The 23,562-nt window shown below is 69.6% G+C and carries 21 protein-coding genes; 13 read left to right on the forward strand and 8 right to left on the reverse strand.

Going from position 1 to position 23,562, the window contains the following annotated elements:
• Window positions 1–129: 129 nt before the first annotated feature.
• Window positions 130–1,650: an adenosylhomocysteinase gene (gene ahcY, locus ACK4SC_RS06355; RefSeq protein ID WP_409616148.1), complete on the forward strand. Its 1,521-nt coding sequence runs from the start codon at window positions 130–132 to the stop codon at window positions 1,648–1,650.
• Between the two features lie 109 nt (window positions 1,651–1,759).
• Here the strand turns inward: ahcY and ACK4SC_RS06360 are convergent, their stop codons facing one another.
• Window positions 1,760–2,617 (reverse strand): RDD family protein, encoded by an 858-nt coding sequence (locus ACK4SC_RS06360; protein WP_409616150.1) that lies wholly within the window; start codon window positions 2,615–2,617, stop codon window positions 1,760–1,762.
• A gap of 16 nt (window positions 2,618–2,633) precedes the next feature.
• Between ACK4SC_RS06360 and ACK4SC_RS06365 the strand changes: the two genes are divergently transcribed.
• The 3 genes from ACK4SC_RS06365 (at window position 2,634) to ACK4SC_RS06375 (ending at window position 5,655) form a co-directional block, all read left to right on the forward strand.
• Window positions 2,634–3,629 (forward strand): stage II sporulation protein M, encoded by a 996-nt coding sequence (locus tag ACK4SC_RS06365; protein ID WP_409616153.1) that lies wholly within the window; start codon window positions 2,634–2,636, stop codon window positions 3,627–3,629.
• 89 nt (window positions 3,630–3,718) lie between these two features.
• Window positions 3,719–4,144, forward strand: coding sequence for a Fur family transcriptional regulator (locus tag ACK4SC_RS06370; protein ID WP_409616156.1), 426 nt, complete (start codon window positions 3,719–3,721; stop codon window positions 4,142–4,144).
• A 14-nt stretch (window positions 4,145–4,158) separates the two neighbouring features.
• Window positions 4,159–5,655, forward strand: coding sequence for a catalase (locus ACK4SC_RS06375; RefSeq protein ID WP_409616158.1), 1,497 nt, complete (start codon window positions 4,159–4,161; stop codon window positions 5,653–5,655).
• A gap of 53 nt (window positions 5,656–5,708) precedes the next feature.
• Here ACK4SC_RS06375 and ACK4SC_RS06380 read toward each other — a convergent pair whose 3' ends face one another.
• Genes ACK4SC_RS06380 through ACK4SC_RS06400 form a run of 5 tightly spaced genes read right to left on the reverse strand, consistent with a single transcriptional unit; the run spans window position 5,709 to window position 11,053 of the window.
• On the reverse strand, window positions 5,709–7,052 hold the full coding sequence (locus tag ACK4SC_RS06380; RefSeq protein ID WP_409616161.1) for a DUF58 domain-containing protein: 1,344 nt from the start codon (window positions 7,050–7,052) through the stop codon (window positions 5,709–5,711).
• A 19-nt stretch (window positions 7,053–7,071) separates the two neighbouring features.
• A complete protein-coding gene (locus ACK4SC_RS06385; protein ID WP_409616163.1) occupies window positions 7,072–8,028 on the reverse strand; it encodes an AAA family ATPase in 957 nt (318 codons plus the stop codon).
• Window positions 8,025–9,224 carry a DUF4350 domain-containing protein gene (locus tag ACK4SC_RS06390; protein WP_409616166.1) on the reverse strand — a complete coding sequence of 400 codons (1,200 nt, stop codon included), beginning with the start codon at window positions 9,222–9,224 and terminating at the stop codon, window positions 8,025–8,027. The genes ACK4SC_RS06385 and ACK4SC_RS06390 overlap by 4 nt, the downstream gene beginning before the upstream one ends.
• The gene (locus tag ACK4SC_RS06395) at window positions 9,221–9,892 is read right to left on the reverse strand and encodes a DUF4129 domain-containing protein (RefSeq protein WP_409616168.1); all 672 of its coding nucleotides are present in this window, start codon (window positions 9,890–9,892) and stop codon (window positions 9,221–9,223) included. The genes ACK4SC_RS06390 and ACK4SC_RS06395 overlap by 4 nt, the downstream gene beginning before the upstream one ends.
• Window positions 9,893–9,898: 6 nt before the next feature.
• Window positions 9,899–11,053, reverse strand: a complete 1,155-nt coding sequence (locus ACK4SC_RS06400; RefSeq protein WP_409616170.1) for a hypothetical protein — start codon at window positions 11,051–11,053, stop codon at window positions 9,899–9,901.
• A 91-nt stretch (window positions 11,054–11,144) separates the two neighbouring features.
• Here ACK4SC_RS06400 and mtrA point away from each other — a divergent pair, with 91 nt between their 5' ends.
• The 6 genes from mtrA (at window position 11,145) to secA (ending at window position 19,728) form a co-directional block, all read left to right on the forward strand.
• On the forward strand, window positions 11,145–11,825 hold the full coding sequence (mtrA, locus tag ACK4SC_RS06405; protein WP_409616173.1) for an MtrAB system response regulator MtrA: 681 nt from the start codon (window positions 11,145–11,147) through the stop codon (window positions 11,823–11,825).
• 4 nt (window positions 11,826–11,829) lie between these two features.
• Window positions 11,830–13,437 (forward strand): MtrAB system histidine kinase MtrB, encoded by a 1,608-nt coding sequence (mtrB, locus tag ACK4SC_RS06410; protein WP_409616176.1) that lies wholly within the window; start codon window positions 11,830–11,832, stop codon window positions 13,435–13,437.
• Window positions 13,430–15,133 (forward strand): LpqB family beta-propeller domain-containing protein, encoded by a 1,704-nt coding sequence (locus ACK4SC_RS06415; RefSeq protein ID WP_409616179.1) that lies wholly within the window; start codon window positions 13,430–13,432, stop codon window positions 15,131–15,133. Before mtrB ends, ACK4SC_RS06415 begins: the two co-directional genes overlap by 8 nt.
• A 64-nt stretch (window positions 15,134–15,197) precedes the next feature.
• Window positions 15,198–15,965 carry a ComF family protein gene (locus ACK4SC_RS06420; RefSeq protein WP_409616181.1) on the forward strand — a complete coding sequence of 256 codons (768 nt, stop codon included), beginning with the start codon at window positions 15,198–15,200 and terminating at the stop codon, window positions 15,963–15,965.
• A gap of 133 nt (window positions 15,966–16,098) precedes the next feature.
• A complete protein-coding gene (gene hpf, locus ACK4SC_RS06425; RefSeq protein ID WP_409616184.1) occupies window positions 16,099–16,773 on the forward strand; it encodes a ribosome hibernation-promoting factor, HPF/YfiA family in 675 nt (224 codons plus the stop codon).
• 138 nt (window positions 16,774–16,911) lie between these two features.
• Complete coding sequence (gene secA / locus ACK4SC_RS06430) at window positions 16,912–19,728, forward strand: preprotein translocase subunit SecA (protein ID WP_409616186.1); 2,817 nt, start codon at window positions 16,912–16,914, stop codon at window positions 19,726–19,728.
• Window positions 19,729–19,906: 178 nt separating this feature from the next.
• Here the strand turns inward: secA and ACK4SC_RS06435 are convergent, their stop codons facing one another.
• Window positions 19,907–20,377 carry an Rv3235 family protein gene (locus ACK4SC_RS06435; protein WP_409616189.1) on the reverse strand — a complete coding sequence of 157 codons (471 nt, stop codon included), beginning with the start codon at window positions 20,375–20,377 and terminating at the stop codon, window positions 19,907–19,909.
• 199 nt (window positions 20,378–20,576) lie between these two features.
• Here ACK4SC_RS06435 and ACK4SC_RS06440 point away from each other — a divergent pair, with 199 nt between their 5' ends.
• Complete coding sequence (locus tag ACK4SC_RS06440) at window positions 20,577–21,161, forward strand: hypothetical protein (protein WP_409616192.1); 585 nt, start codon at window positions 20,577–20,579, stop codon at window positions 21,159–21,161.
• On the opposite strand, the gene ACK4SC_RS06445 is transcribed toward ACK4SC_RS06440, so the two are convergent.
• The gene (locus ACK4SC_RS06445; protein ID WP_409616194.1) at window positions 21,137–21,430 is read right to left on the reverse strand and encodes a helix-turn-helix domain-containing protein; all 294 of its coding nucleotides are present in this window, start codon (window positions 21,428–21,430) and stop codon (window positions 21,137–21,139) included. The genes ACK4SC_RS06440 and ACK4SC_RS06445 overlap by 25 nt on opposite strands.
• Before the next feature lie 119 nt (window positions 21,431–21,549).
• On the opposite strand from ACK4SC_RS06445, the gene ACK4SC_RS06450 reads away from it, so the two are divergent.
• Window positions 21,550–22,179, forward strand: a complete 630-nt coding sequence (locus ACK4SC_RS06450; protein ID WP_409616196.1) for a hypothetical protein — start codon at window positions 21,550–21,552, stop codon at window positions 22,177–22,179.
• Window positions 22,176–23,558, forward strand: a complete 1,383-nt coding sequence (locus tag ACK4SC_RS06455) for a CpaE family protein (RefSeq protein ID WP_409616198.1) — start codon at window positions 22,176–22,178, stop codon at window positions 23,556–23,558. Before ACK4SC_RS06450 ends, ACK4SC_RS06455 begins: the two co-directional genes overlap by 4 nt.
• The last annotated feature ends 4 nt before the right edge of the window (window positions 23,559–23,562 follow it).

Genomic DNA, 23,562 nt, shown 5'->3' on the forward strand with positions numbered 1-23,562 from the left:
GCGCAAACCCGCACGATCACGTGGGGCAGGTGCGCGTGCGAGCGCGGCAGCACGTGCCCGCCCGCGCTCGCCCTCACGCGCGGATGCACGCCCAGCGCACCCGCGGAAATCTCCTGCGAGAATGTGGGCATGGCTTCCGACACTGCCGCGCCCGCGCGCCCCGCCGACCTCGGCCCGCTCGCCACCGTCACCACTCGCAACGGCCTCGACTTCGCCGTGCGCGACCTCGCCCTCGCTGAGGCGGGCCGCCACCAGATCCGCCTCGCTGAGCACGAGATGCCCGGCCTCATGGCCCTGCGCGACGAGTTCGGCCCCACCCAGCCGCTGGCCGGTGCCCGCATCGCCGGATCCCTGCACATGACCGTGCAGACCGCCGTGCTCATCGAAACCCTCGTCGCCCTCGGCGCCGACGTGCGCTGGGCGAGCTGCAACATCTTCTCGACGCAGGACGAGGCCGCCGCCGCCGTCGTGGTCGGGCCGCACGGCACGGTCGACGCGCCCGAGGGCACGCCCGTCTTCGCCTGGAAGGGCGAGACGCTGACCGAGTACTGGTGGGCCGCCCAGCAGATCTTCGACTTCGGCGTCGACGCCGACGGCAACCCCGTCGGGCCGACCCTCATCCTCGACGACGGCGGCGACGCGACCCTGCTCGTCCACAAGGGCCGCGAGTTTGAGCTCGCGGGCGCCGTGCCCGCTGACCAGCCGGGCGACAGCGCTGAGTGGCGGGTGATCCTGGAGGCGCTGCGCGCATCCCTCGCCGTCGACCCGACCCGCTGGACCCGCACCGCCGAGTCGATCATCGGCGTCACCGAAGAGACGACGACCGGCGTGCACCGGCTGTATGAGCTGCACCGCGACGGCCAGCTGCTCTTCCCCGCGATCAACGTGAACGACTCGGTCACGAAGTCGAAGTTCGACAACAAGTACGGCATCCGCCACTCGCTGCCCGACGGCCTCAACCGCGCCACCGATGTGCTCATCGGCGGCAAGACCGTCTTCGTCTGCGGCTACGGCGACGTCGGAAAGGGCAGCGCGGATGCTCTCCGCGGCCAGGGCGCGCGCGTCATCGTCTCCGAGATCGACCCGATCACGGCCCTCCAGGCCGCGATGGACGGCTACCAGGTGGCAAGGCTCGACGATGTGATCGGCGAGATCGACATTCTCGTCACCGCGACGGGCAACGAGGGCGTCGTGACGGTCGAGCACCTGCAGAGCCTCAAGCACCTCGCGATCGTTGCCAACGTCGGCCACTTCGACAACGAGATCGACATGGCGGGCCTCGAGTCGCTCCCCGGTGCGGAGCGGATCGAGATCAAGCCGCAGGTGCACGAGTGGCGCCTGCCGAACGGCCGCTCGATCCTCGTGCTGAGCGAGGGGCGCCTCATGAACCTCGGAAACGCCACCGGGCATCCGTCGTTCGTGATGAGCGCGTCGTTCACGAACCAGGTGCTCGCGCAGCTCGAGCTGCACACCAAGATCGCCGAGTACCCCGTGGGCGTGTACGTGCTGCCGAAGCTGCTCGACGAGAAGGTCGCGCGCCTGCACCTCGACGCGCTGGGCGTGAAGTTGACCCGGTTGAGCGACCGCCAGGCGCAGTACATCGGCGTCAGCGTCGATGGCCCCTACAAAGTCGACCACTACCGCTACTAGTCGGCCCGTCCTGTGGCGCGATCGCTGATTCGCGATCGCGCCTACAAAGTCGACCACTACCGCTACTAGTCGGCCCGTCCTGCGGCGCGATCGCTGATTCGCGATCGCGCTAGCCGCGGTCGGGGAACCCGTGCGGCAGCGCGCCGAGCGTCGGGGCGAGGTCGGCGAGGCGGGCGCGCTCCAGCTCGAGCGCCCGAGCCTCCCGCTCGCGCCGCAGCACCGCGACTCCCGCCAGCAGCAGCTCGGGCTCGACGCTCGGCAGCGGCGACACGAACGGCGCCACCTCCGTCGCAAGTGCCGCGGCCAGCCGCTGCCGCGTAAGCGGCGTGTGCCCGTCGGCCTGGCGCAAGAACTGGGCGATCCGCCGCGACAGCGAGTCGGGGATGCGCGCCACGTCGGCCGTGATCGCCCACTCGCTGAGTTCGACCGGCACGCCGAACTCCGCAGGCTCATGCTTTGGCACCCGCTCGTACTGGCTGTACGTGCCCGCGACGAGGTCGCCCAGCCGCTTGGCGCGCGCGTTTAACAGCCCCACGACGATGGCGAGCCCGCCGCCGGTGAACACGATCTCGAACAACCCCACAAACGACCGGATGAACGCGTGCCGGAACCCGATAGCCCCGCCGTCATCGCGCACAATCCGGGAGCCGAGCGCCCAGCGCCCGAGCGATTTGCCCTGCGTCGCGCTTTCGACGACGGCGGGCGCGAGCACAAGGCCGACGAACGCGCAGGCGATTCCGAGTGCGGGGTACAGGGCGTCCGGCAGGCCGGCCCCGGCGGCCAGCACGAGAGCAGCCCAGACGAGCCCCACGGTGGCGAGCACGTACACGAGGTAGTCGATGATGGCGCCGGCGGCCCGCAGGATCACGTTCGTCGCCCGCAGCTCGAGCGCGACGGCCTCGCCGGTCAGCAGCTCGCGCTCGTCGTCGTGTCGGCTGAGACTCTGGGTTCCCGCCGCGGTCGACATGCCATCATCTAAACAGATGGATCTCGACGCCTACTCACACGCCCACGACGCCGAATGGCGCCGGCTCGACGAGTTGTCGCGCCAGCGCCGCTTCGACGGGCGCGAGGCCGACGAGCTCATCGACGGCTACCAGGCGGGCGCCACCCAGCTGTCGCAGATCACGACCGCCGCCGGTCAGGCGCCGCAGGCAGCGCGCCTCAGCGTTCTGCTCTCGCGCGCCCGCCTGCGGTTCACGGGGGCGACCGCCGACCCGGTCGCCCAGCTGTCGCACTACGCGACGCGAGCCGTGCCGGCGGCGCTGTACGGCATCCGCTACCTGACGCTGGCCGTGATGGCGATCTTCATCGCCATCAGCACCGCGTACGCGATCTGGGTCGCGACGAACCCCGATGTGGTTGCGGCGCTCGGCGATTACGAGCAGCTGCGGGTGTACGCCGAGCAAGAGTTCGTCGACTACTACCGCGAGTCGAGCGAGGGCGTCTTCGCCACCCAGGTCTTCACGAACAACGCGTGGATCGCCGCGCAGTGCGTGGCGTTCGGCATCACGGGCCTGTGGCCCGCGTTCGTGCTGTTCCAGAACGCGCAGGGCGTCGGCATCTCGGCCGGCATCATGGCCGAGTTCGACCGCCTCGACGTGTTCTTCCTCTCGATCCTGCCGCACGGACAGCTTGAGCTGTATGCGGTGTTCGTCGCGTGTGCCGCGGGGCTGCGCATCTTCTGGGCGTGGGTGGCGCCGGGGGCCCGCACGCGCATCCAGGCGCTCGCCGAGGATGGCCGCGCGCTGTTCGCGACGGTCGGCGGCCTCGTCGTGGCGCTGCTCGTGAGCGGCGTGATCGAGGGCGTGGTCACCCGGCAGGAGTGGCCCGACGTGATCCGCATCGGCATCGGCACGGTGGCGCTCGCGTGGTTCCTGTGGGTGCAGTGGGGGCTCGGCCGCCGCGCCGCGCTCGCGGGTGAAACGGGCGACCTCGACCCGATTAGCAGGGGAGCGCGGGTGGTCGTCGCCGACTGATTGTCCGCCGCGAACGGGATGCACGCATCCCCTTACGCGAATCGCTCGCTTTTTTGAATCAATCAAATAAAGAGGGTAGGGTGATCAGCATGACCTTGACCGCCGAAGGCCGCCTCCGCGCGGCCGGACTGCGCGTCACCGCCGGACGCATCCAGGTGCTCGACCGGCTCGCCGAGGCGCCCCACTCCGACGCCGACACCGTGCACCGCATGGTGTCGGCCGCGGGCGGGCACCTCACGCTGCAGGCCGTGCACAACGTGCTGACCGACCTCACCGAGGCGGGGCTCGTTCGGCGCATCGAGCCGGCCCGCAGTCCCGCGCGCTACGAGACGCGCATCGGTGACAACCACCACCACGCCGTGTGCACACGGTGTGGGGCGGTCACCGACATCGACTGCGTTGTGGGGCACGCGCCGTGCCTGATGCCGTCCGAGACGGGCGGCTACGCGATCCAGACGGCCGAGGTCACGTTCTGGGGCCTGTGCCCCGAATGCCGAACGTCACCGATCACCTGAAGGAGAGCATCCGCATGACCGCGAATCACACGACCACCACGAGTGGTGCCCCGGCCCCGAGCGACCAGCAGTCGCGTAGCGCCGGTCGCGACGGAGCCATCGCCCTGACCGACCACTACCTGGTCGAGAAGCTCGCCCAGTTCAACCGCGAGCGGGTGCCCGAGCGCGTCGTGCACGCGAAGGGCGGAGGCGCGTTCGGCGTCTTCGAGACCACGCACGACGTTTCGCAGTACACGAAGGCGGCGCTCTTCCAGCCCGGCGTGACCACCGAGACGCTCGTGCGCTTCAGCTCGGTCGCCGGCGAGCAGGGCAGCCCCGACACGTGGCGCGACCCCCGCGGTTTCGCGATCAAGTTCTACACCTCGCAAGGAAACTACGACCTCGTCGGCAACAACACGCCTGTCTTCTTCATCCGCGACGGCATCTCGTTCCCCGACTTCATCCGCTCGCAGAAGCGCCTGCCCGGCTCGGGGCTGCGCGACCACAACATGCAGTGGGACTTCTGGACCCTGAAGCCCGAGAGTGCCCACCAGGTGACGTGGCTCATGGGTGACCGGGGCGTTCCGAGCTCGTGGCGCCACATGGACGGCTTCGGCTCGCACACCTTCCAGTGGATCAACGCGGCAGGAGAGCGCTTCTGGGTGAAGTACCACTTCCGCACGAACCAGGGCCACGAGACGCTCACGCAGGCGCAGGCCGACCAGATCGCCGGCGAGGACGCCGACTTCCACCGCCGCGACCTGTTTGACGCGATCGAGCGCGGCGACCACCCCAGCTGGGATCTCTCGGTGCAGGTCATGCCCTACGACGACGCGAAGAGCTACCGCTTCAACCCGTTTGACCTGACGAAGGTGTGGCCGAAGAGCGACTACCCGCTGATCCCCGTGGGTCGCCTGACGCTCACCCGCAACCCCGAGAACTTCTTCGCCGAGATCGAGCAGGCCGCTTTCGCGCCGTCGAACTTCGTGCCGGGCATCGCGGCGAGCCCCGACAAGATGCTGCAGGCCCGCATCTTCAGCTACGCCGACGCGCACCGCTACCGCGTGGGCACGAACCACAACCAGCTGCCGGTGAACGCGCCGAAGAGCCCGGTGGGCCACTACTCGAAGGAGGGCGCGATGGCGTACTCCTTCCCTCCCGCCTCGCAGCCGGTGTACGCGCCGAACTCGTTCGGCGGCCCGCACGCCGACGTCGAGCGGTACGGCGACGAGGGTGGCTGGGAGAACGACACGGAGCTCGTGCGCGCGTCGGCGACGCTGCACCCGGAGGATGACGACTTCGGTCAGGCCCGCACCCTCGTCAACCAGGTGATGGATGACGCCCAGCGCGAGCGCCTCGTCGCGAACATCGCGGGCCACGTCTCGAACGTGACGATCCCCGAACTGCGCGAGCGGGTCATCCAGTACTGGACGAACGTCGACGCCTGGCTCGGCGAGGCGGTCGCGGCGAAGCTCGACCCGATCCTCGAGGCGCAGGAGACCCTGGTGCCCGAGCCGACCGCGGCCAAGTAGGACACGCATCCACCGACGAGGGGCTGAGCCGCAGGGCTCGGCCCCTCTCGGCGTTACAGGCGGCCGGCCGCCTTGTAGGCGAGGTACCGGTCGGCGACGGCGGGCGGCAGCTCGAGCGGCGGGGCCGAGACGACGTCACCGCCGAGGCGCTTCACGGCGGCGGCGACCCGCTCGGCGTCGAGCAGCGCCCGCTCGGCGGCCGCCGCCCGGTACACGGCCGGCCGGTCTCCCCGCGAGGCGGCGGCCGCCACGAGCTCGGGGTCGGTGACGGCGGCGACGAGCACGAGGTGGGTGCGGGTCAGCTGGGGCAGCATCGTGAGCAGCGACCGCGTCGCCCCGGGCGACTCGAGCGGCGTCGCCAGCACGACGAGCGACCGCTGCGCCGTCATCGAGCGCACGAGTGCGGGCACGCTACTCCAGTCGGTCTCGAGCAGTTCGGGGTCGATGGGCGCCATCGTCTCGGTGAGTTTCGACAGCAGGTCGGCGCCGCGGGCCCCCTGCACGCGCCCGCGCACGCGCCGGTCGTACACGGCCACGTCGACGCGGTCGCCGGCGCGGTCGGCGAGGGCGGCGAGCAGCAGGGTCGACTCGAACGCGGTATCGAGGCGCGTCTCGTTGGCGATGCGGGCCGCGGCGGTGCGCCCCGAGTCGACGACCATGATGACGCGGCGGTCGCGCTCGGGACGCCACGTGCGCACCATGAGGGTCTGGGCGGGGCCCATCGCGCCCGCTCCGCCGGGGTCGCCGCCGCGTCGGGCGGTGGCTCGCCAGTCGATCGAGCGCACGTCGTCGCCGCGCACGTACTCGCGCAGGCTGTCGAACTCGGTGCCCTGTCCGCGCACCATGACGCTCGTGCGACCGTCGAGCTCGCGTAGGCGTGCGAGCCTCGAGGGCAGGTGCTTGCGCGCGGCGAATTCGGGCAGCACGGTGATCGCGCCCGGCAACTGGATGCTCGCCTGGCGCCCCGCAAGCCGCATCGGCCCGATCGCGCGGATCGTCACCATTGCCGCCCGGCGTTCCCCCCGGCGCCAGGGTGTCAGCGTCGTGCGCACCGCCCGCCGTTCCCCGGCGGGCACGTCGAGGCGTTGCCGGGCCGGGCGGGCGCCCGCGGACGGCTCCCAGGCGTCGCGAACGATGCCGCGCATCCGTTTCGTGGTGGGGTTCGTGAGGTACAGCACGGCATCGGCGCTCTCGGTGAGCCGCACGCGTTCGGCGGTCGAGCGTTCGAGCCGTGCCGCCCGCGGTGAGGCCGCGAGTACGAGGTCGACGAGGGCGAGCAGCAGGCACAGCACGAGCCAGCCGAGCAGCGCCCAGCCGGCGCCGATGCTCTCGTCAAGCAGCACGACGGGCACGACGCCTGCGGCGACGAGTAGCACGAACCAGCCGGTGACAGCCATGCCTAGACCCTGGCGGCCACTAGAGCGGAACCTGCACCTGCTGCACGATCGACCGCAGGATCGTGTCGGCGGTGACGCCCTCGAGCTCGGCTTCGGGCCGGAGCGCCAGGCGGTGCCGCCAGACGGGCAAGAGCATGGCCTGCACGTGATCGGGGGTGACGCCGTCGGCGCCCGAGAGCCACGCCCAGGCCTTGGCCGCGGCGAGGAGCGCGGTGGTGCCTCGGGGGCTGACGCCGAGCTTCACGGAGGGGCTTTGGCGCGTCGCACGGGCAAGGTCGACGATGTAGGCGACCAGGTCGCTGGAGGCGTCGACCGTGCCGACGGCCGTGCGCGCGGCAGCGATGTCGTCGCCCCCGACGACGGCCGTCACCCCGGCGGCGGCGAGGTCGCGCGGGTCGAAACCGGCCGCGTGCCGGTTGAGCACCTCGATCTCGCTGTCGCGGGGCGGCAGGTCGAGCACGAGCTTCAGCAGGAATCGGTCGAGCTGCGCCTCGGGCAGGGTGTACGTGCCTTCGTACTCCACGGGGTTCTGGGTCGCGGCGACCAGGAACGGCTTCGGCAGCAGGTGCGTCTCGCCATCGACGGTGACCTGCCGCTCCTCCATGGCCTCGAGCAGTGACGACTGCGTCTTGGGCGGTGTGCGGTTGATCTCGTCGGCGAGCAGGATGTTCGTGAACACCGGCCCCGGGCGAAACTCGAAGTCGCCGTCCTTGGCGTCGTAGACGACCGATCCGGTCACGTCGCCCGGCATGAGGTCGGGCGTGAACTGCACGCGCGCGGTGCGCAGGTCGAGTGCCGCGCTGAGCGTGCGCACGAGCAGCGTCTTGGCAACGCCGGGCACCCCCTCGAGCAGCACGTGGCCGCCCGACAGCAGAGCGACGATGAGTCCGCTGACGGCGCCGTCCTGGCCGACGACGGCCTTTCCGACCTCGCCGCGAACAGCCAGAAACTTGTCTCGGAGTGCCGTGTCGGTCATGCGTTCATCCTTCCGGTGCTGTCTGTATCGGCGCCCTGCGCCACGCGGCGCGCGATTGCGCGCTCAAGTTCGGTGAGCCGGTCGCTGAGTCGCACGAGTTCCGCGTCGTCGCGCGGCTCGCTATCGACGAGCAGAGCACGCAGTTCGCGCTCGGGGCGGTCGACGGTCGCCGCAGCCTGCGTGATGATGTCGTCGACTCCCGATCCGTTGCCGAGCGCGAGGGTGCGCGCGATTCGCCGCAGGGTTCCGACGCGCAGCGCGTCGAGGGCGCGCAGTCGGGCGCCGCCGCGGGCGTACAGCCGGGCGCGGCCCTCCATCGTTTCGGTGGTCTTGACGACGACGGGCAGGTTCTCGATGACGACGGGTCCCAGCCTCCGGCCGCGCCAGAACGCCGCGACGAGCAGTGTCAGCGCGGCGAGCCACGCGATCGGGTTCACCCAACCGGGCGTGAGCTCGGCAAGGCTCGCCGCGTCGGAATCGGCGGGCCCCGGCGAGTACCAGACGAGTCGGGGATGCTCGCCTGCAAGCCCCAGCGCCAGCGCTGCGTTTCCGGCGCGCTCGATCGCCCCGTTCTCGAGCACCTCGCCGGCGCCGAGCACTGTGACGAGGGCGCCGTCGAGGGTGGTCGTCAGAAGTGCCGCGCCCCCCTCGGTGCTGAAGCACGCATCGTCGACCTCGGTGTCGTAGACGACGATCGCGTCACCGTCGATGGAGCCGGCCCGCGTGGCTGCCGCGAGCGCGCATCCGCTGCTGTCGATCGGCCCGGAGACGGTGCGGGACGTCGCGAAAGGAAACTCGAGCGCGTCGAGCGTGTCGATGCCGGGCTCGACCAGCACCAGTCGGTCGGCGAGCCCGGTGAGACCGGCCACCCGGTCGGCGTCGAGAATGCCGCGGCCGTCGGCGACGAGCAGCGTGACCTGCTCGCCGGCCTCTCGCGCATCGGACAGCGCGGAGTCGACCGCGGCGCGCGACGACGCCACCGTGACGGCGATGCCCTGCTCATTCAGCACCGTCACGAGTGCGCGGCTGCCCGTCGGGGCGGCGGCCGTCGTGTCCCACCGCTCGCTACCCGTCACGGTGCCGTTCAGCGCCGTCATCAGCACGGCGACCGTGAGGGCGACGCCGACGACCCCGACCCAAAACAGGCTGCGCTTGATGGCGCGGCCGGCGGTGGGAGTGACGATCGTCGCCGTCATCGCGCGCGCCCCACGGGTGAGGGGGACGCGGCCAGAGTCTCATCGAGGTCGGCGACCGCCCGGTACTGCGCTTCGTCGCCCGAGCGGCCGAGGTAGCGCACACCATCGAAGGTGGTGGCCGCCTCGGCGAGTGCGGGTGCCTGGTCGGGGAATGCCCGCCCTGCCATGACCGCGAAACCGTGCCCCGTTGTTCCGGGATGCACGCTGACGATAGTGCGCTCATCGAGGGCTCGCGCGATGGCGCGGAATCGATCGGCGATGGCGGCAGCCCAGTCGCCGCGGGATGCGGCGCTGGCGGCGTCGCGACGCAGTTCGCGCGCGGTGCGGCGATCGCGGGCTCCGAACAGCTCCTCCGTGAGCTCGCTGCGGCGCCGACGAGCGGGCACCCCGTACACGGCGACCGCGACGGCGATGAGGGCCGCAATGATGAGCAGGACGACCACGAGGCCCAGGCCGGGAGGGCCCGCTACGCCTCGATCGAACAGCGACAGAAACCAGTCGAGCACCCGCTGCGACAGCAGGTCGAACCAGTTGGGCAGCGCTTCGGCGTAGCGCGGGTCAGATAGCTCGTCGCTCAGCAGATCGCGCGCACCCGGCGCGTCGGGCTCCAGGGGAGCGCGCACGACCGCACCACCGTCGCGCGGTGCGGTCGTCTGCGCGGCGATCACGGGGGGTCAGGCGGAACGGGCGGCGCCGCCGAGGCCGCGCGTGTACGGGTCGTCGACGGTGTGGCCCACGGCGGTCTGCTCGACAGCCTGCTGGAGGTCGATGTCGAGCCCTTCTGTGCGCATCCGGATGTCGGTGTAGATCAGGGCGACCGCCGACGTCGTCAAAACGGCGCCGATCGCACCCACGATGACGGTGACCGCGATGCTCAGAAGGTTCGCTCCGATGAGAACGATGACGGCCGATAGCTCGTCGTTCGCCGGGTTGAACAGCGCGCCGCCGAAGGTGGCGGCGATGCTGAACGGGGCCGACACGACACTCGCGGCGACCTGCACGATCACGGTGAACAGCAGCAGGATTCCGAGGGTGCGCCAGAACGAGCCGCGGATGAGGCGCCACGCGCGCGCGATCGCAGCGCCGAGGGTGAGGCGCTCAATCATGAGGGCCGCCGGCACGAGGGCGAGCTTGATCCACAGCCAGACGCCGAGCACCGCGAGGCCCAGACCGCCGAGAACGCCAATGGTGACGCCCACCGCGACCCCCGCCGGGCCGCCGAGGGTGACCATGAGGGCGATGAGACCGACCAGGACCGCGATCGCGACGGTCAGGGCGGTCGACAGCAACACCGTCCAGCCGATCAACGCTCCCCAACGACCCTTGCCCCGTGCGAACAGCTGCTTCAGGGTGTTCTTCTCGCCAAGAATCTGGCGCGACGCCTCGATCGTGATGAGGCCCTGCAGCAGCGCCTGAGCAACGAGCGCGACCGCGGTGGCGACCACACCGGCGAGCAGGATGAGCCCAAAGGTTCCCGCGACGATCGCGTCGGCGTCGCTACCTCCCGCGCGTTCGAGCCGGTCGAGGCTCGCGATCGACAGCCCGAAGACCAGTCCGAAGGCGAGAATCGTGACGAGCGCGTTGAGGAGCAGCGCGGCGCCGAAGGTGGGTCGCGGGTTGCGCTTCAGCACCTGGAAGGTCGCGCCGAACAGCGTGCCGAAGTCGATGGGTCGAAGCGGAATGAGCCCGGGTTTTGGCGGGGGAGCCCAGCCCCCGGTCGCCGCGGGGCCGTACACCGGCGCGGCGGGCGGCGGTGTCGGCTGCTCACCGTCGGGCGTGCCGCCGGGTGGGGTCCAGCCGGGCGAGGTCCAAGGGGAGTCGTTGCTCACAGGCCGTATGGTTTCACACTCGTCTAGGCTGGAGCGAACAATGATCGCATCCTCGGGCGACGGTGCCCGGGTCAGTGAGCGGAGGCTGGTAATGACCGCGCGCATCCTCGTCGTCGACGACGACACGGCGCTCGCCGAGATGATCAGCATCGTTCTCACCGGGGAGGGCTTCGAGCCCCACCTCGTGCACGACGGTGCCGATGCCGTTGACGCCTTTGCCTCCGTCGCGCCCGACCTCGTGCTGCTCGACGTCATGCTTCCCGGAATGGACGGTATCGAGGTCTGTCGACGCCTGCGCGAAACCTCGGGAACGCCGATCATCATGCTGACGGCGAAGGGTGACACGAACGACGTCGTTGAGGGTCTCGAGTCGGGTGCCGACGACTACATCGTCAAGCCTTTCAACCCGAAGGAGCTGGTGGCGCGCATCAAGACGCGCCTGCGACCTACCCCCGAGGCCGCGATCGAGCGGTTGCAGATCGGTGACATCACGATCGACGTCACGGGCCACGAAGTGCGTCGCGGCGGCCAGGTGATCAACCTCACACCGCTCGAGTTTGACCTGCTGTTGGCGCTGGCGATGAAGCCCAACCAGGTGTTCACCCGCGAGATGCTGCTTGAGCAGGTGTGGGGCTACCAATACAAGGCCGACACTCGGCTGGTGAACGTGCACGTGCAACGCCTGCGCGCGAAGGTCGAGACCGACCCCGACAACCCCAGCATCGTCATGACCGTGCGCGGCGTCGGCTACCGCGCGGGCGCACCGCGTTGAGGCGATGACCCCGTTCAGCCTTCGCCGGCTGTTGCTGAGGCTGCTGAGGCTGTGGCGAAGCTCCCTGCAGCTGCGCACGGTGGCGATCACGGTGCTCGCCACCCTCGCCGCGGTCACGGTCATTAGCGGCTACATGGCCGTCACGATCGCCACGAACCTCTACGAGTCGCGCAAAGACCAGGTGCTGGCCGAGGCGCGTCAGGCGACCGCGAGCGCACAACTGCTGTTCGATTCCTCGGTGACGCAGACCGGCGCGATCGACGTCGAGACGGCGGCCGAGGCCGCGAGCCGCACGATCGGCTTGTCCACGAGCACGCCCACCCAGTTCGCGCTGCTGCGCACCCCCGGCCAGTCGACGTCGCAGATCATGCAGCAGCGCCAGAGTCCCGGCTTCGACCTCGGCGTCATCTCCCCCGAACTGCAGGCCGCCGTGTCGGCCGGGGGCGACGCCGTGTACTCGCAACCGATCGGGCTCAACTCGGGGGCCACCGTGGAGCCAGCAGTGATCGTCGGCTCGACCATCGAGGTTCCCACCGCCGGGCAGTACGAGCTCTACCTGGTGTTCGGGGTCAGTGACGTTCAGCGCACCCTCGACTTCGTTCAGCAAACGCTGCTGATCGGCTCGCTGTTGCTTGTGCTGACGATCGGGCTCGTCACCTTCGTCGTCGTGCGATTCGCGATACGTCCCGTGCGTCTTGCCGCGCAGACGGCCGAAAAACTTGCCGAGGGTCAGCTGGAAGAACGTATCCCCGAGCGCGGTCAAGACGTGGTGGCGACCCTCGCCCGCTCCTTCAACCGCATGGCCGACAGCCTGCAGCGGCAGATCACCCAGCTCGCCGACCTCTCCCGCGTGCAACAGCGCTTCGTCAGCGACGTGAGCCACGAGCTACGCACGCCGCTCACCACCATTCGCCTTGCCGGAGACGTCATCTACGACCAGCGCGAGACGTTCGACCCGACCACGGCGCGCACGGCCGAACTCTTGCACACCCAGGTTCAACGCTTCGAGACGATGCTGGCCGACCTGCTCGAGATGAGTCGCTTCGACGCGGGAGCGGTGCAGTTGGAGACGGAACCGACCAATCTCGTGCGCCTCGTCGAGGAGTCGATCGAGAGCATCCGCCCGCTCGCCGAGCAGAAGGGTTCCGAGCTGCGCCTCGTGGCGCCGGGCGGCTACTTCGAGGCCGATGTCGACGCGCGCCGGATTCGTCGCATCCTGCAGAACCTCCTCGGCAACGCCGTCGACCACGGGGAAGGCCGGCCAGTGGTGACCTACGTCGACTCCGACTCGCGCGCCGTCGCGATCGCCGTGCGCGACTTCGGTATTGGCATGGACGCCGACCAGCTCGAGCGCGTCTTTGACCGCTTCTGGCGGGCCGACCCCTCCCGCCAGCGCACCACCGGTGGAACGGGACTGGGGCTCGCGATCGCGACGGAGGACGCGCACCTGCACGGCGGTGTTCTCGACGTCTGGAGTGAGCCGCTTCAGGGCAGTTGCTTCCGTTTGACGCTGCCCAGACGACCCGGCGGTATCGTTCGACATTCGCCACTGGAGCTGCCGCCCAGCGATCCGGTGGATGCTGTCCTCACCGAGGGGGGGAACGATGCGTAATCGCTGGCGCCGTCGCGCCGCCCTCGTGCTCGCGCCGCTGCTCCTCGTTGCCGGGTGCGTGAGCGTGCCGATCGCCGGTCCGGTCGAGCAGGGAGATCCGGTGATCGACGCTGTCGACACCGACTTCGAGTTTTTGCCGGCGGGCCCGACCCCGGGGGCCAGCCAGGAGGAGATTCTGCAGGGCTTCTTTGCCGCAACGACGGCGTCGCAAGAGAACTACCGCATTGCTCGCTCGTACCTCAGCGACACGATCTCCTCCGCCTGGAACCCCTACCAGTCGACCCTCGTGCGGTCGGAGGAGGGGTCGGTCGACCGCATCGACGAGACCACGCTCGAGTACTCGGTGCAGGTGGTCGCCGAGGTCGACGCGGTCGGCCGCTACCGGATCGCACCGGAAGCCACCCAGCAGACCCTCCCCGAGTTCCGCTTCACCCGCGAGGGGGGCGAGTGGCGAATCGCCGAGCTGGGCGACGGCATCCTGATCTCACAACAGGCCTTCCCGAGCGCGTTTAGTCAGCACGTTCTGTACTTCTACGACCCGACGTTCACGAACCTCGTCCCCGACCTGCGGTGGTTCCCGACGCGCTCCGGCGTGCCCACCCGGATCGTCCGGGCGCTCTTGGACGGCCCGTCCTCCTGGCTCGACCAGGGCGCGACCGTGTCGGCAATTCCGGAGGGCGTGCAGTTGGTCGCGGCACCCGTCGGCATCGTCGACGGCCAGGCGGTCGTCGACCTGAGTTCCGAGATCCTCGAACTGGGGGATGCCGAGCGGCAGCGGTTGCTCGCCCAGTTCCGTGCGAGCTTCGGTTCGCTCGGCAACGTCGCCGGCGTGCAGTTGACGGTCGACCAGACGCCCGTGTCCATCCCGACCACGACGGTGGTTCCCGAGGTAAACCCTCAGGTCGACGGTCGCCTCCTCCTGATGGGGCCAGACGGCGACCGTTTCGGCTTCTCGAGCGGCGGGGCGACGGTCGAGCCGGTGGGCCGGCTGAGCGAGCGCGCCATCGAGCTCGGCGCGCAGGCGCTCGCACTTGGCCCCACGCGCACGGTGGGCGCGATGCTCACCGAACAGGGGGCGTGGATCGTGCGCAGCAACGACCTCGAGCCGCTCCTGCTGGACGATCGCGCCGGCCTCGTGCCACCGTCCTTTGACGGCTTCCAACTCATGTGGACGGCCACGAGCGACGCGGGGGAGGGGCTGCGCGCGATCACCACGGCGGGCGAGGTCGTGGCGGTCGACGTGGTGCTCCCCGAAGGCAGCCGCCTCGTATCGATCGATGTCTCGCGCGATGACGCGCGCATCCTGATCATGGTGCAGGGCGAGAGCGGCCCGCGGCTGGTCGTCGGCGCCATCGCGCGCGACGAAGCGACGGGCCGGCCGATCCGCATCGGTGACCTGCTCGACATTCCGATCGAGGGCGCCGCCGGTGGAACCGCGGTCGACGCCGCCTGGGTCGATGAGGTGCGCGTCGCGTCGGTGATCGAAACCTCGCAGGGAACGGCGGTCGACCTGCACGAGCTGGGCGGTCGCTCGCGCTCGCTTGGTCGGCCCCCAGGTGCCGTGCAGATCGTCGGCGGCAACGGCGGAGTCACCGGGCTGCGCGTTCTCACCGACACCGGGGTCGTCGTCGAACCCCGCGGCAACGGCTGGCAGTCGACGGGCGTGCGCGCCTCCTTCCTCGGCGTCCAGCAGTAGACACTGTCCACGGATGCCCGTGCGGGCACCCCGCGCACATCGCCTCGGCGCCACCCTCCCTGGCATGGCTGATGCGCTCACACCCCGTTCCGCGCCCCGACCTTCGGCGGGCCACCTCGCGCCGCCACGACCGCTCATCGCCTCGGCGCTGCGCTCGGCGTGGGCCCTCGTTGCCCCGATCGACTGCGTCGGCTGTGACGAACCCGACGTGGTCGTGTGTGAGGGCTGCGCGCCCGAGCTCGTCCCCCGCGTGCGCACGGCGGCGCTCACCGTCGGACGCGACGACGTACCACTCGTCGCGGCGCTCGACTACGAGGGCGTGCCGCGCCGTGCCCTGCTCGCGCTGAAAGAAGAGGGGCGCACCGAACTCGCGGCGGTGCTCGCCACCGCGGTTGATGCGGCCGTGGTGGAGGCCTACCGACAGGCGGCCCGGTACAGCGTGAGGCGACGAGAGTCGCCGCTGCTCGTCGCGGTGCCGGGCAGCCGCGCGGGGTTCGCGCGGCGCGGCTTCCACCCGACCGACACCCTCCTGCGGCGCGCCGGGTTTCAGGCCACCCGCGCCTTGGTGCCTGCGCGGGGTCATGAGCCCGCCCAAAAGCTGCGTCGGCTCGACGAGCGCCTCACACGAGAGGGCGGGGTGGTCGCGCGCGGTGGTGAGCGCCTGCTCGGCCGGCGTGTTGTTCTGGTCGACGACGTGGTGACCTCGGGAGCCACGCTGAGGGCTTCCGCGGCGGTGCTCCGCGCGGCGGGCGCCGAGGTTGTGGCGTGTGCCGCCGTCATGGCGACACCCCGTCGCACGGGCGCGTCCTCGATCCCCTGGGTATCCGGTTAGACGTGACAGAGCGAGTCCACAAAGGAGTCGAAAGACCTCTTGCGCTTCCGTCCCCACCCACTAGCGTTGGGTCATGGACGGCGCGACGATCGCCTGACCCTCGGGCGACGCGCCGACGGTCAAGGAGGTCGACGTGGACATCACAATCACCGGACGCAACATTGGCATCACCGACCGGTTCCGCGACTACGCCACCGAGAAGGGCGAGAAGGTTGAGCACCTCGCCGACCGCCCCCAGGTTCTCGAGATCAAGGTGTCGCGCCACCACGAGAAGAACGGCAAGCCGGGCGATGACCGCGTCGAGATGACCTTGATCGGACCGGGACCCGTTGTGCGCGCCGAGTCGGCGGCGAGTGACAAGTACGCGGCCTTCGACCTGGCGATCGACAAGCTTATGGAACGCTTACGTCGCGCCAAAGATAAGAAGAAGGTGCACCGCGGAAAGCATCGACCGGTCTCATTGCGCGAGGCCTCCGCTGACGGCTTCAGCGTGGTTGACATCACGCCAGCGCGCCCCGAGGTGATCGAGAGTGTCTCCACCGGCTCGATCCCCGTGCAGGAGGCGGAGACGGCCGACGAGCCGGCCTACACTCCCGTCGTCGTACGCCAGAAGGTGTTCCCGGCGGCCTCCATGACGGTCGACGAGGCGCTCGATCAACTCGAGCTGGTGGGGCACGACTTCTTCCTGTTCATCGACGCCGCCACCGACCGCGCGAGCGTGGTCTACCGACGCACCGGGTGGAACTACGGTGTCATCAGCCTCGAACACGAGGCCGATGAGACAACAGCAAAGCGGGGCCGCGGATGACCGTGGCACGCGCGCGTTCGGCTCACCTCTGAGCGCGCTTGCTAGCATGGGGCCCGCCGCACCGCGCGGCGGGCCTCGATGCGTCCCCCGCTGAACCGCGCAGTGTTTTCACGGCCCCAATGACTGGAGTAGATCGACGTGGCGAATGTTCTCGAACGTGTCTTGCGTGTCGGCGAAGGGCGCACCCTCAAGCGCTTGAAGGCCTACGCCGAGGCCATCAATCGGCTCGAAGAAGACTTCAGCGACCTCACCGATGACGAGCTGAAGAACGAGACCGCCGAGCTGCGCGAGCGCTACGGAAACGGCGAGTCCCTCGATGACTTGCTGCCCGAGGCCTTCGCCGCTGTGCGGGAGGCCGCCAAGCGCACGCTGGGCATGCGTCACTTCGATGTGCAGCTTATGGGCGGCGCGGCCCTGCACCTCGGCAATATCGCCGAGATGAAGACCGGCGAGGGTAAGACCCTCGTGGCCACGCTCCCGGCCTACCTGAACGCCATTGCTTCGCGCGGCGTGCACATCATCACCGTCAACGACTATCTCGCCAGCTACCAGAGCGAACTGATGGGTCGCGTGTTCCGCGCCCTCGGCATGACGACCGGCTGCATCCTGTCTGGCCAGACCCCTGATGTGCGTCGCCAGCAGTACGCCGCCGACATCACGTACGGAACGAACAACGAGTTCGGCTTCGACTACCTGCGCGACAACATGGCGTGGCAGGCGAGTGACATGGTGCAGCGTGGGCACTTCTTTGCCATTGTCGACGAGGTCGACTCGATCCTCATCGACGAGGCGCGCACGCCGTTGATCATTTCCGGCCCGTCCTCGGGAGAAGCCAACCGTTGGTTCACCGAATTCGCGCGCATCGCGACGAAGCTCTCGGCGGGAGTCGACTATGAGGTCGACGAGAAGAAGCGCACGGTCGGCGTCCTCGAGCCGGGCATCGAGAAGGTCGAAGACTACCTCGGCATTGACAACCTGTACGAGTCGGCCAATACCCCGCTGATCTCGTTCCTCAACAACGCCATCAAGGCCCAGGCGCTGTTCAAGCGCGACAAAGACTACGTCGTGATGAACGGCGAGGTGCTCATCGTCGATGAGCACACGGGTCGCATCCTGGTCGGTCGCCGCTACAACGAGGGCATCCACCAGGCGATCGAGGCGAAGGAGGGCGTGCAGGTCAAGGCCGAGAACCAGACGCTCGCGACCGTCACGCTGCAGAACTACTTCCGTCTCTACTCGAAGCTGTCTGGCATGACCGGAACGGCCGAGACCGAGGCCGCCGAGTTCATGAGCACCTACAAGCTCGGTGTCGTGCCGATCCCGACGAACAAGCCGATGCAGCGCATCGACCAGCCCGACCTCGTCTACAAGAACGAGCAGGGCAAGTTCGAGCAGGTCGTCGAAGACATCGTTCAGCGGCACGCGACGGGGCAGCCCGTGCTCGTGGGTACGACGAGCGTCGAGAAGAGCGAGACGATCAGCCGCATGCTCGCCAAGAAGGGCATCAAGCACGAGGTGCTCAACGCGAAGAACCACGCCCGTGAGGCGTCGATCATCGCTCAGGCGGGGCGGCTGGGTGCTGTCACCGTGGCGACCAACATGGCCGGTCGCGGAACCGACATCATGCTGGGCGGCAACGCCGAGTTCCTCGCCGTGACCGAGATGAACAGCCGTGGCCTCTCGCCGGTCGACACGCCGGACGAGTACGAGGCCGAGTGGGACGCCGTGTTTGAGCGTGTTCAGGCTGAGGTGAAAGAGGAGGCCGAGAAGGTCATCGCGGCTGGTGGGTTGTACGTGCTCGGCACGGAGCGCCACGAGTCGCGCCGCATCGACAACCAGTTGCGCGGTCGCTCGGGCCGTCAGGGAGACCCCGGCGAGAGCCGCTTCTACCTGTCGCTGCAAGATGACCTGATGCGCCTGTTCAACGCCGGCGCGGCTGAGTCGCTGATGACCCGCACGAACGTGCCAGACGACATGGCCATCGAGTCGAAGGTCGTCAGCCGCGCGATTCGCTCGGCCCAGTCGCAGGTCGAAAGCCGCAACGCGGAGATTCGCAAGAACGTTCTCAAGTACGACGACGTGCTGAACCGGCAGCGCGAGGCGATCTACGCCGACCGTCGCCACATTCTCGAGGGCGACGATCTGCAAGACCGTGTTCAGGGCTTCATCGAGCAGGTCATCTCCGATGTCGTCGACGAGGCGACCGCCGTCGGCCACTCGGACGACTGGGATCTCGATCAGCTCTGGACCGAGCTGAAGACGATGTACCCCATCTCCCTCACCATCGATGAGGTGCTGAGCGAGGCGGGCGCGAAGCTCAGCCCCGAGTTCCTCAAGCGCGAGCTGACCTCGGACGCGAAGCTGGCGTATCAGCGCCGGGAAGAAAGCCTCGGTCGTACCGCTACGCGCGAGCTCGAGCGCCGCGTGGTGTTGAGCGTGATCGATCGGCGCTGGCGCGACCACCTCTATGAGATGGACTACCTCAAAGACGGCATCGGCCTGCGCGCGATGGCCCAGCGCGACCCGCTCATCGAGTACCAGCGCGAAGGCTTTGCGCTGTTCCAGACGATGATGGGGCAGATCCGGGAAGACGCCGTTGGCTTCCTGTTCAACCTCGAGGTCGAGGTCACCGGCTCGAAGGGGAGCGCGCAGGTCACCGCGAAGGGCCTCAACGCGCCCCAGACTCCGCAGAACCTCAGCTACACGGCGCCGAGCGCCGACGGGGAGGTCGAGGTGCGCAACCAGCGCGGCCAGCTGCAGCAGTCGGCGACCGATCGAGCCCGCGACGCCGCGCCCGCGGTGAATCCGGCGTTCGGTCGTCCGGCCGCCGCTCGTCCGGCGGCCTCCGGTGGGGGCCAGACGGGTGCATTCGGTCAGCGATCGGGCGGCGGCACCGCGGCGGCCCCCGCGGCCAACCGGGCGCAGCGCCGCGCACAGGGCAAGAAGAAGAAGTAGTCCGCGACGGGTCGTCGCGCGTGAACGCCCCCGGGGGAGAGGCCATCCCGGGGGCGTTCACATTTCCGCGATGCGATGCAGCGCATCCACGGGTCGCGGCGTTCGGCGCACCCCAGCGCCGAGGCCGCTCCGCCCGCATCCGGTGGGGAACCGGGTCAGCGGGGGCGGGTCGGGGCGGTCAGAGAACGTGTATGGCGCTGGCTCGCCAACGGCGGTCGAGGCCCTCGAGTCGAATGGCCACGGCCCGCGACCGGGCCCGCGAGTTCACCACGACCACGGCCTCAATCACACCGTCGCGTGGTTCGCAGAGGCGCACCCCGCCCAGAGCGAAAGCGGGCCGCACGGCAGAAGTGCCGCGTGCCGCGCGGGCGCGGGCGCTGATGGTCTGGCGCTTCAGCAGCGTGCGGTACACATCGTCGGTGACCCAGCGCGCGATCTGTTCGAGCTCACGGGCACCCGCGAGAACCTCGATCACGCAGCGCGTGAGGTTCTCGACCAGTGGCTGTGGGTCGGGAAGGTCGGCGGTTGAGGTTGGCTGGTAGTCGAAGAACTCTTCCTGCGCGATGCGAGCACTGAGCGATCGCCCGCGCGGCATGCGCTGCCGACTCTCGTCTCGGTCGAGCAAGGCGTGTGCAGGTGCAGTGCTCACTCGTCTCTCCTCTCCCCTAGAGGGATGGCTTGGCCGTCGTGCGGCGCCGCCGTGATCCCCACTGACCACAGACCTTCAGGTTTACCCCCTTATGGGGGTAGAACACACCTAAGCAGATGCATTCCTCATCTGTCCATTCCGACGCGACTCTGTGGAAAACCGTGTCGGCGCTGTCCGTGGCCCTCACTACGGTGCCCGCATGCGTTGGGATCACCTCTTCGATGACCTTGCCGGCCAACTCGAGCACGAGTTGACCGCCGAAGAGGCTGACCTGCAGAAGGAGGAAGAGCGGCTCCGGCTTGGCCGGCTTGGCGTGCGCGAGCGCATCGTCGCTCTTAAGCGCACGCGTGATGCCGCCCTGCGCGAGGTCGCTCTCGTGTTGCGCAACGGCGCGCGGCTACGGCTGTCGCCTTTGACCGTCGGCCGCGACTGGATGGCCGGCGACGTCGACGGCCGCGCCGACGCGCAGGCCGTCGTGCCGTTTGATGCGATCGAGTCGATGGCCCTGCGCGACGATCAGGTGGCGCCGTCGCTCGTTGCCGACGAGCCCAAGCCCGACTTGTCGAGTCGGCTCGGCCTGCCGTTCCTCTTGCGCGACCTGTGTCGGCGCCGCGTCGCCGTGCAGATCGATACCGTCGGCTCAACCGTCACGGGCACGATCGACCGCGTGGGCCGCGACCACCTCGACCTCGCTGAGCATGAACTCGACACCCCACGTCGCCGCGACGCCGTGCGGGGCATTCGTCTCGTTCGACTCGATCAGGTGGTGGTGCTGCGTCTGTGACGGCGCGTCTCGCCGAACAGTTCGGCGACATCGGCGTACTCCGCCTCGTTCCACAGAGCGATGCGGCGTGTTTCTTCGTACTTGTCGGCGATGAAGGATTCGAGAACCGAGTGTTCGACGCGCCATTGCCCGATCGCGCCCAGTCGAATGGCGGGGAGTTCGCCCGAGCGCACGAGCGCCATGACCTCGGCGGCCGTCAGGCTGAGCACCTCGGCCACGTCGGTGAGGCTGAGGAAGCGCCCCACTGCACCCGGCGATTGATCGGACATGCCCCGATTATGGCGGGGTGGGCTGAAGGTGCGCCGGATTGTGGATAACTCGGCTGCCGGATCCGAGCATCCGCCCACTATCGACGCGGCACCCCGCCCCCCGTCGAACAGGAGCCCCCATGCGCCTTCGCGCCTCTGACCGCCCCCGACGCGCAACCGACCCGCGTCTCATCATCGGTCTCGCCCTCGTGGTCGCGTCCGTTGCCGCTGTCGTCGGCATCGTCGCGGCGAACGACGACGGCGTCGAGGTGTTTGCCGCGCCGCGCGCCCTGGTCGCCGGCGAACTTGTGACGGCTGCCGACCTCGAACTGCGGACGGTCGGCCTGGGTGCCGAGGTGCGCCACTATCTCGATCCGGCGACACTTGACGACGCCGGCGTCATTGTCTCGCGCACGATCGGTGCGGGTGAGCTCGTCCCGCGCGCCGCCGTCGGGGATGCTCGGGGCGCGCAGTCGACGACGGTGGTCGTCGCGCTCGCCACGCCCCTCGGAGCCACGGTCCGCCCGGGCGACACGCTCGACCTGTGGTCGGCGCCTGCCATTGAGGGAGGACGCTTTGGGGCCCCCTCGGTCATCGCGTCCTCCGCGCAGCTCGTGCGCACGATCGCCCCGGAGGGTGTCGTGGCGACGGGGGAGGCGGGTCGCGTCGAACTGCTCGTTCCCCGCCGGGATGTGGCGCGCATCCTGCACGCCCAGGCGAATCGTGACGCGCTGTCGGCCGTTCCCGCCTCCCTCGCGGTTGCACCGTGAGCCTCAGCGTCGGTTTGGCGATCGGCTCGCGGCCGATCGAACCTCTCGAGCTGTCGGTGTTGCGGGCCGGGCACCGCATCGAGTGGCGCGCGCACAGCGCGGATGAGGCGATCAGCCTGCTGGCCGAGCGCGCTCCGGACGCCCTCCTCATTCTGGACGACCCCGCGTTCACGCGAGCCGACCTCGTCGGGACAGCCGACTTACTCGGTGTGCGCAGCCTGCTGGTCCACGACGGTGCGGTGACCGCCCAGGGATCGCGGCTCGAGCTCGCCGACCGCATCGCTCTTTCGGGGGATGCGCCTCCGGACGTGTCGCTGCTCGAGAGCGGACCCCGGCGGGCAGCCCCGGCGGCCGCCGAACCCCAGCCGTACCCGGCCGAGCCGCGGGTGCCGACTCATCCCAGCGATCCCGCACCGCCGACGCGGTCGCGTCCTGCTGCTGCCGCGGAGCCGCCTCCGGCGCGGATTCCGTACCATCCGGTCGAGCCGCAGGGCGAGCATCCCGAGCCGATTCCCTCTCGCGTGATCACGGTGTGGGGTCCCACCGGCGCCCCGGGTCGCACCCTCACCGCGACCGCGCTGGCGACGGAATTGGCGCTGCGCGGGCGGAGGGTCGCGCTCGTTGACGCCGACACCTACGGCGGGACGATCGCGCCCGCCCTCGGTCTGCTCGACGAATCTCCGGGGTTTGCGGCCGCGTGCCGCCTGGCGGGCGCGCAGGCTCTCACCCCCGACGAGTTGGCACGGGTCTCGCAACCGCTGAGCGCGGAATCGGGTGTTCCGGCCGACCGGCTCCGGGTCCTCACCGGCATCGGCAGACCGTCGCGCTGGCCCGAGCTCTCTCAAGACCGCGTGACGGCGAGCCTCGCCGCCTGCCGCGACTGGTGCGACGTCGTCGTCGTTGACGCGGGGTTCAACCTCGAGTCCGACGAGGAGCTCTCCAGCGACATCTTCGCGCCGCGCCGCAACGCCGCGACCGTTGCCGCACTGCGGGCCGCCGATCGGGTGGTCGCTGTCGGCGCGGCCGATCCGCTGGGTCTCGCGCGGTTCTTGCGGACCTACCCCGATCTGATGGAGACAATCACCGATACTCCCGTGCAGGTCATCATCACCCGGGTGCGCTCGAGCATCCTCGGGCTCGATCCGGCCGGGCAGGTGCGTCACACGCTCGAACGCTTCGCCGGGATTCGGGATGCGGTGCTCGTCGACGACGACCCGGCGGCCGCGGACGCGGCGCTGCTGCGCGCCCTGCCCGTGCCGGTTGTGGCCCCGAAGTCGGCCTTGCGCACCGGCATTGCGCAGCTCGCCGACGCCCTCGGCTATGCGGTTCCGCGCTCGTCGGCCCGGCGCTCACCGTTTGCGCGGCGGCGCACCGGGTAGCCTT

It is taken from the genome of Microcella sp., from assembly GCF_046293215.1.
In the GTDB taxonomy this organism is placed as follows: domain Bacteria; phylum Actinomycetota; class Actinomycetes; order Actinomycetales; family Microbacteriaceae; genus Microcella.

Coding starts and splice junctions, on each gene's coding strand:
- ahcY (WP_409616148.1), top strand. CDS start 130: ATGGCTTCCGACACTGCCGCGCCCGCGCGCCCCGCCGACCTCGGCCCG.
- ACK4SC_RS06360 (WP_409616150.1), bottom strand. CDS start 2,617: ATGTCGACCGCGGCGGGAACCCAGAGTCTCAGCCGACACGACGACGAG.
- ACK4SC_RS06365 (WP_409616153.1), top strand. CDS start 2,634: ATGGATCTCGACGCCTACTCACACGCCCACGACGCCGAATGGCGCCGG.
- ACK4SC_RS06370 (WP_409616156.1), top strand. CDS start 3,719: ATGACCTTGACCGCCGAAGGCCGCCTCCGCGCGGCCGGACTGCGCGTC.
- ACK4SC_RS06375 (WP_409616158.1), top strand. CDS start 4,159: ATGACCGCGAATCACACGACCACCACGAGTGGTGCCCCGGCCCCGAGC.
- ACK4SC_RS06380 (WP_409616161.1), bottom strand. CDS start 7,052: ATGGCTGTCACCGGCTGGTTCGTGCTACTCGTCGCCGCAGGCGTCGTG.
- ACK4SC_RS06385 (WP_409616163.1), bottom strand. CDS start 8,028: ATGACCGACACGGCACTCCGAGACAAGTTTCTGGCTGTTCGCGGCGAG.
- ACK4SC_RS06390 (WP_409616166.1), bottom strand. CDS start 9,224: ATGACGGCGACGATCGTCACTCCCACCGCCGGCCGCGCCATCAAGCGC.
- mtrA (WP_409616173.1), top strand. CDS start 11,145: ATGACCGCGCGCATCCTCGTCGTCGACGACGACACGGCGCTCGCCGAG.
- mtrB (WP_409616176.1), top strand. CDS start 11,830: ATGACCCCGTTCAGCCTTCGCCGGCTGTTGCTGAGGCTGCTGAGGCTG.
- ACK4SC_RS06415 (WP_409616179.1), top strand. CDS start 13,430: ATGCGTAATCGCTGGCGCCGTCGCGCCGCCCTCGTGCTCGCGCCGCTG.
- ACK4SC_RS06420 (WP_409616181.1), top strand. CDS start 15,198: ATGGCTGATGCGCTCACACCCCGTTCCGCGCCCCGACCTTCGGCGGGC.
- ACK4SC_RS06440 (WP_409616192.1), top strand. CDS start 20,577: ATGCGTTGGGATCACCTCTTCGATGACCTTGCCGGCCAACTCGAGCAC.
- ACK4SC_RS06445 (WP_409616194.1), bottom strand. CDS start 21,430: ATGTCCGATCAATCGCCGGGTGCAGTGGGGCGCTTCCTCAGCCTCACC.
- ACK4SC_RS06450 (WP_409616196.1), top strand. CDS start 21,550: ATGCGCCTTCGCGCCTCTGACCGCCCCCGACGCGCAACCGACCCGCGT.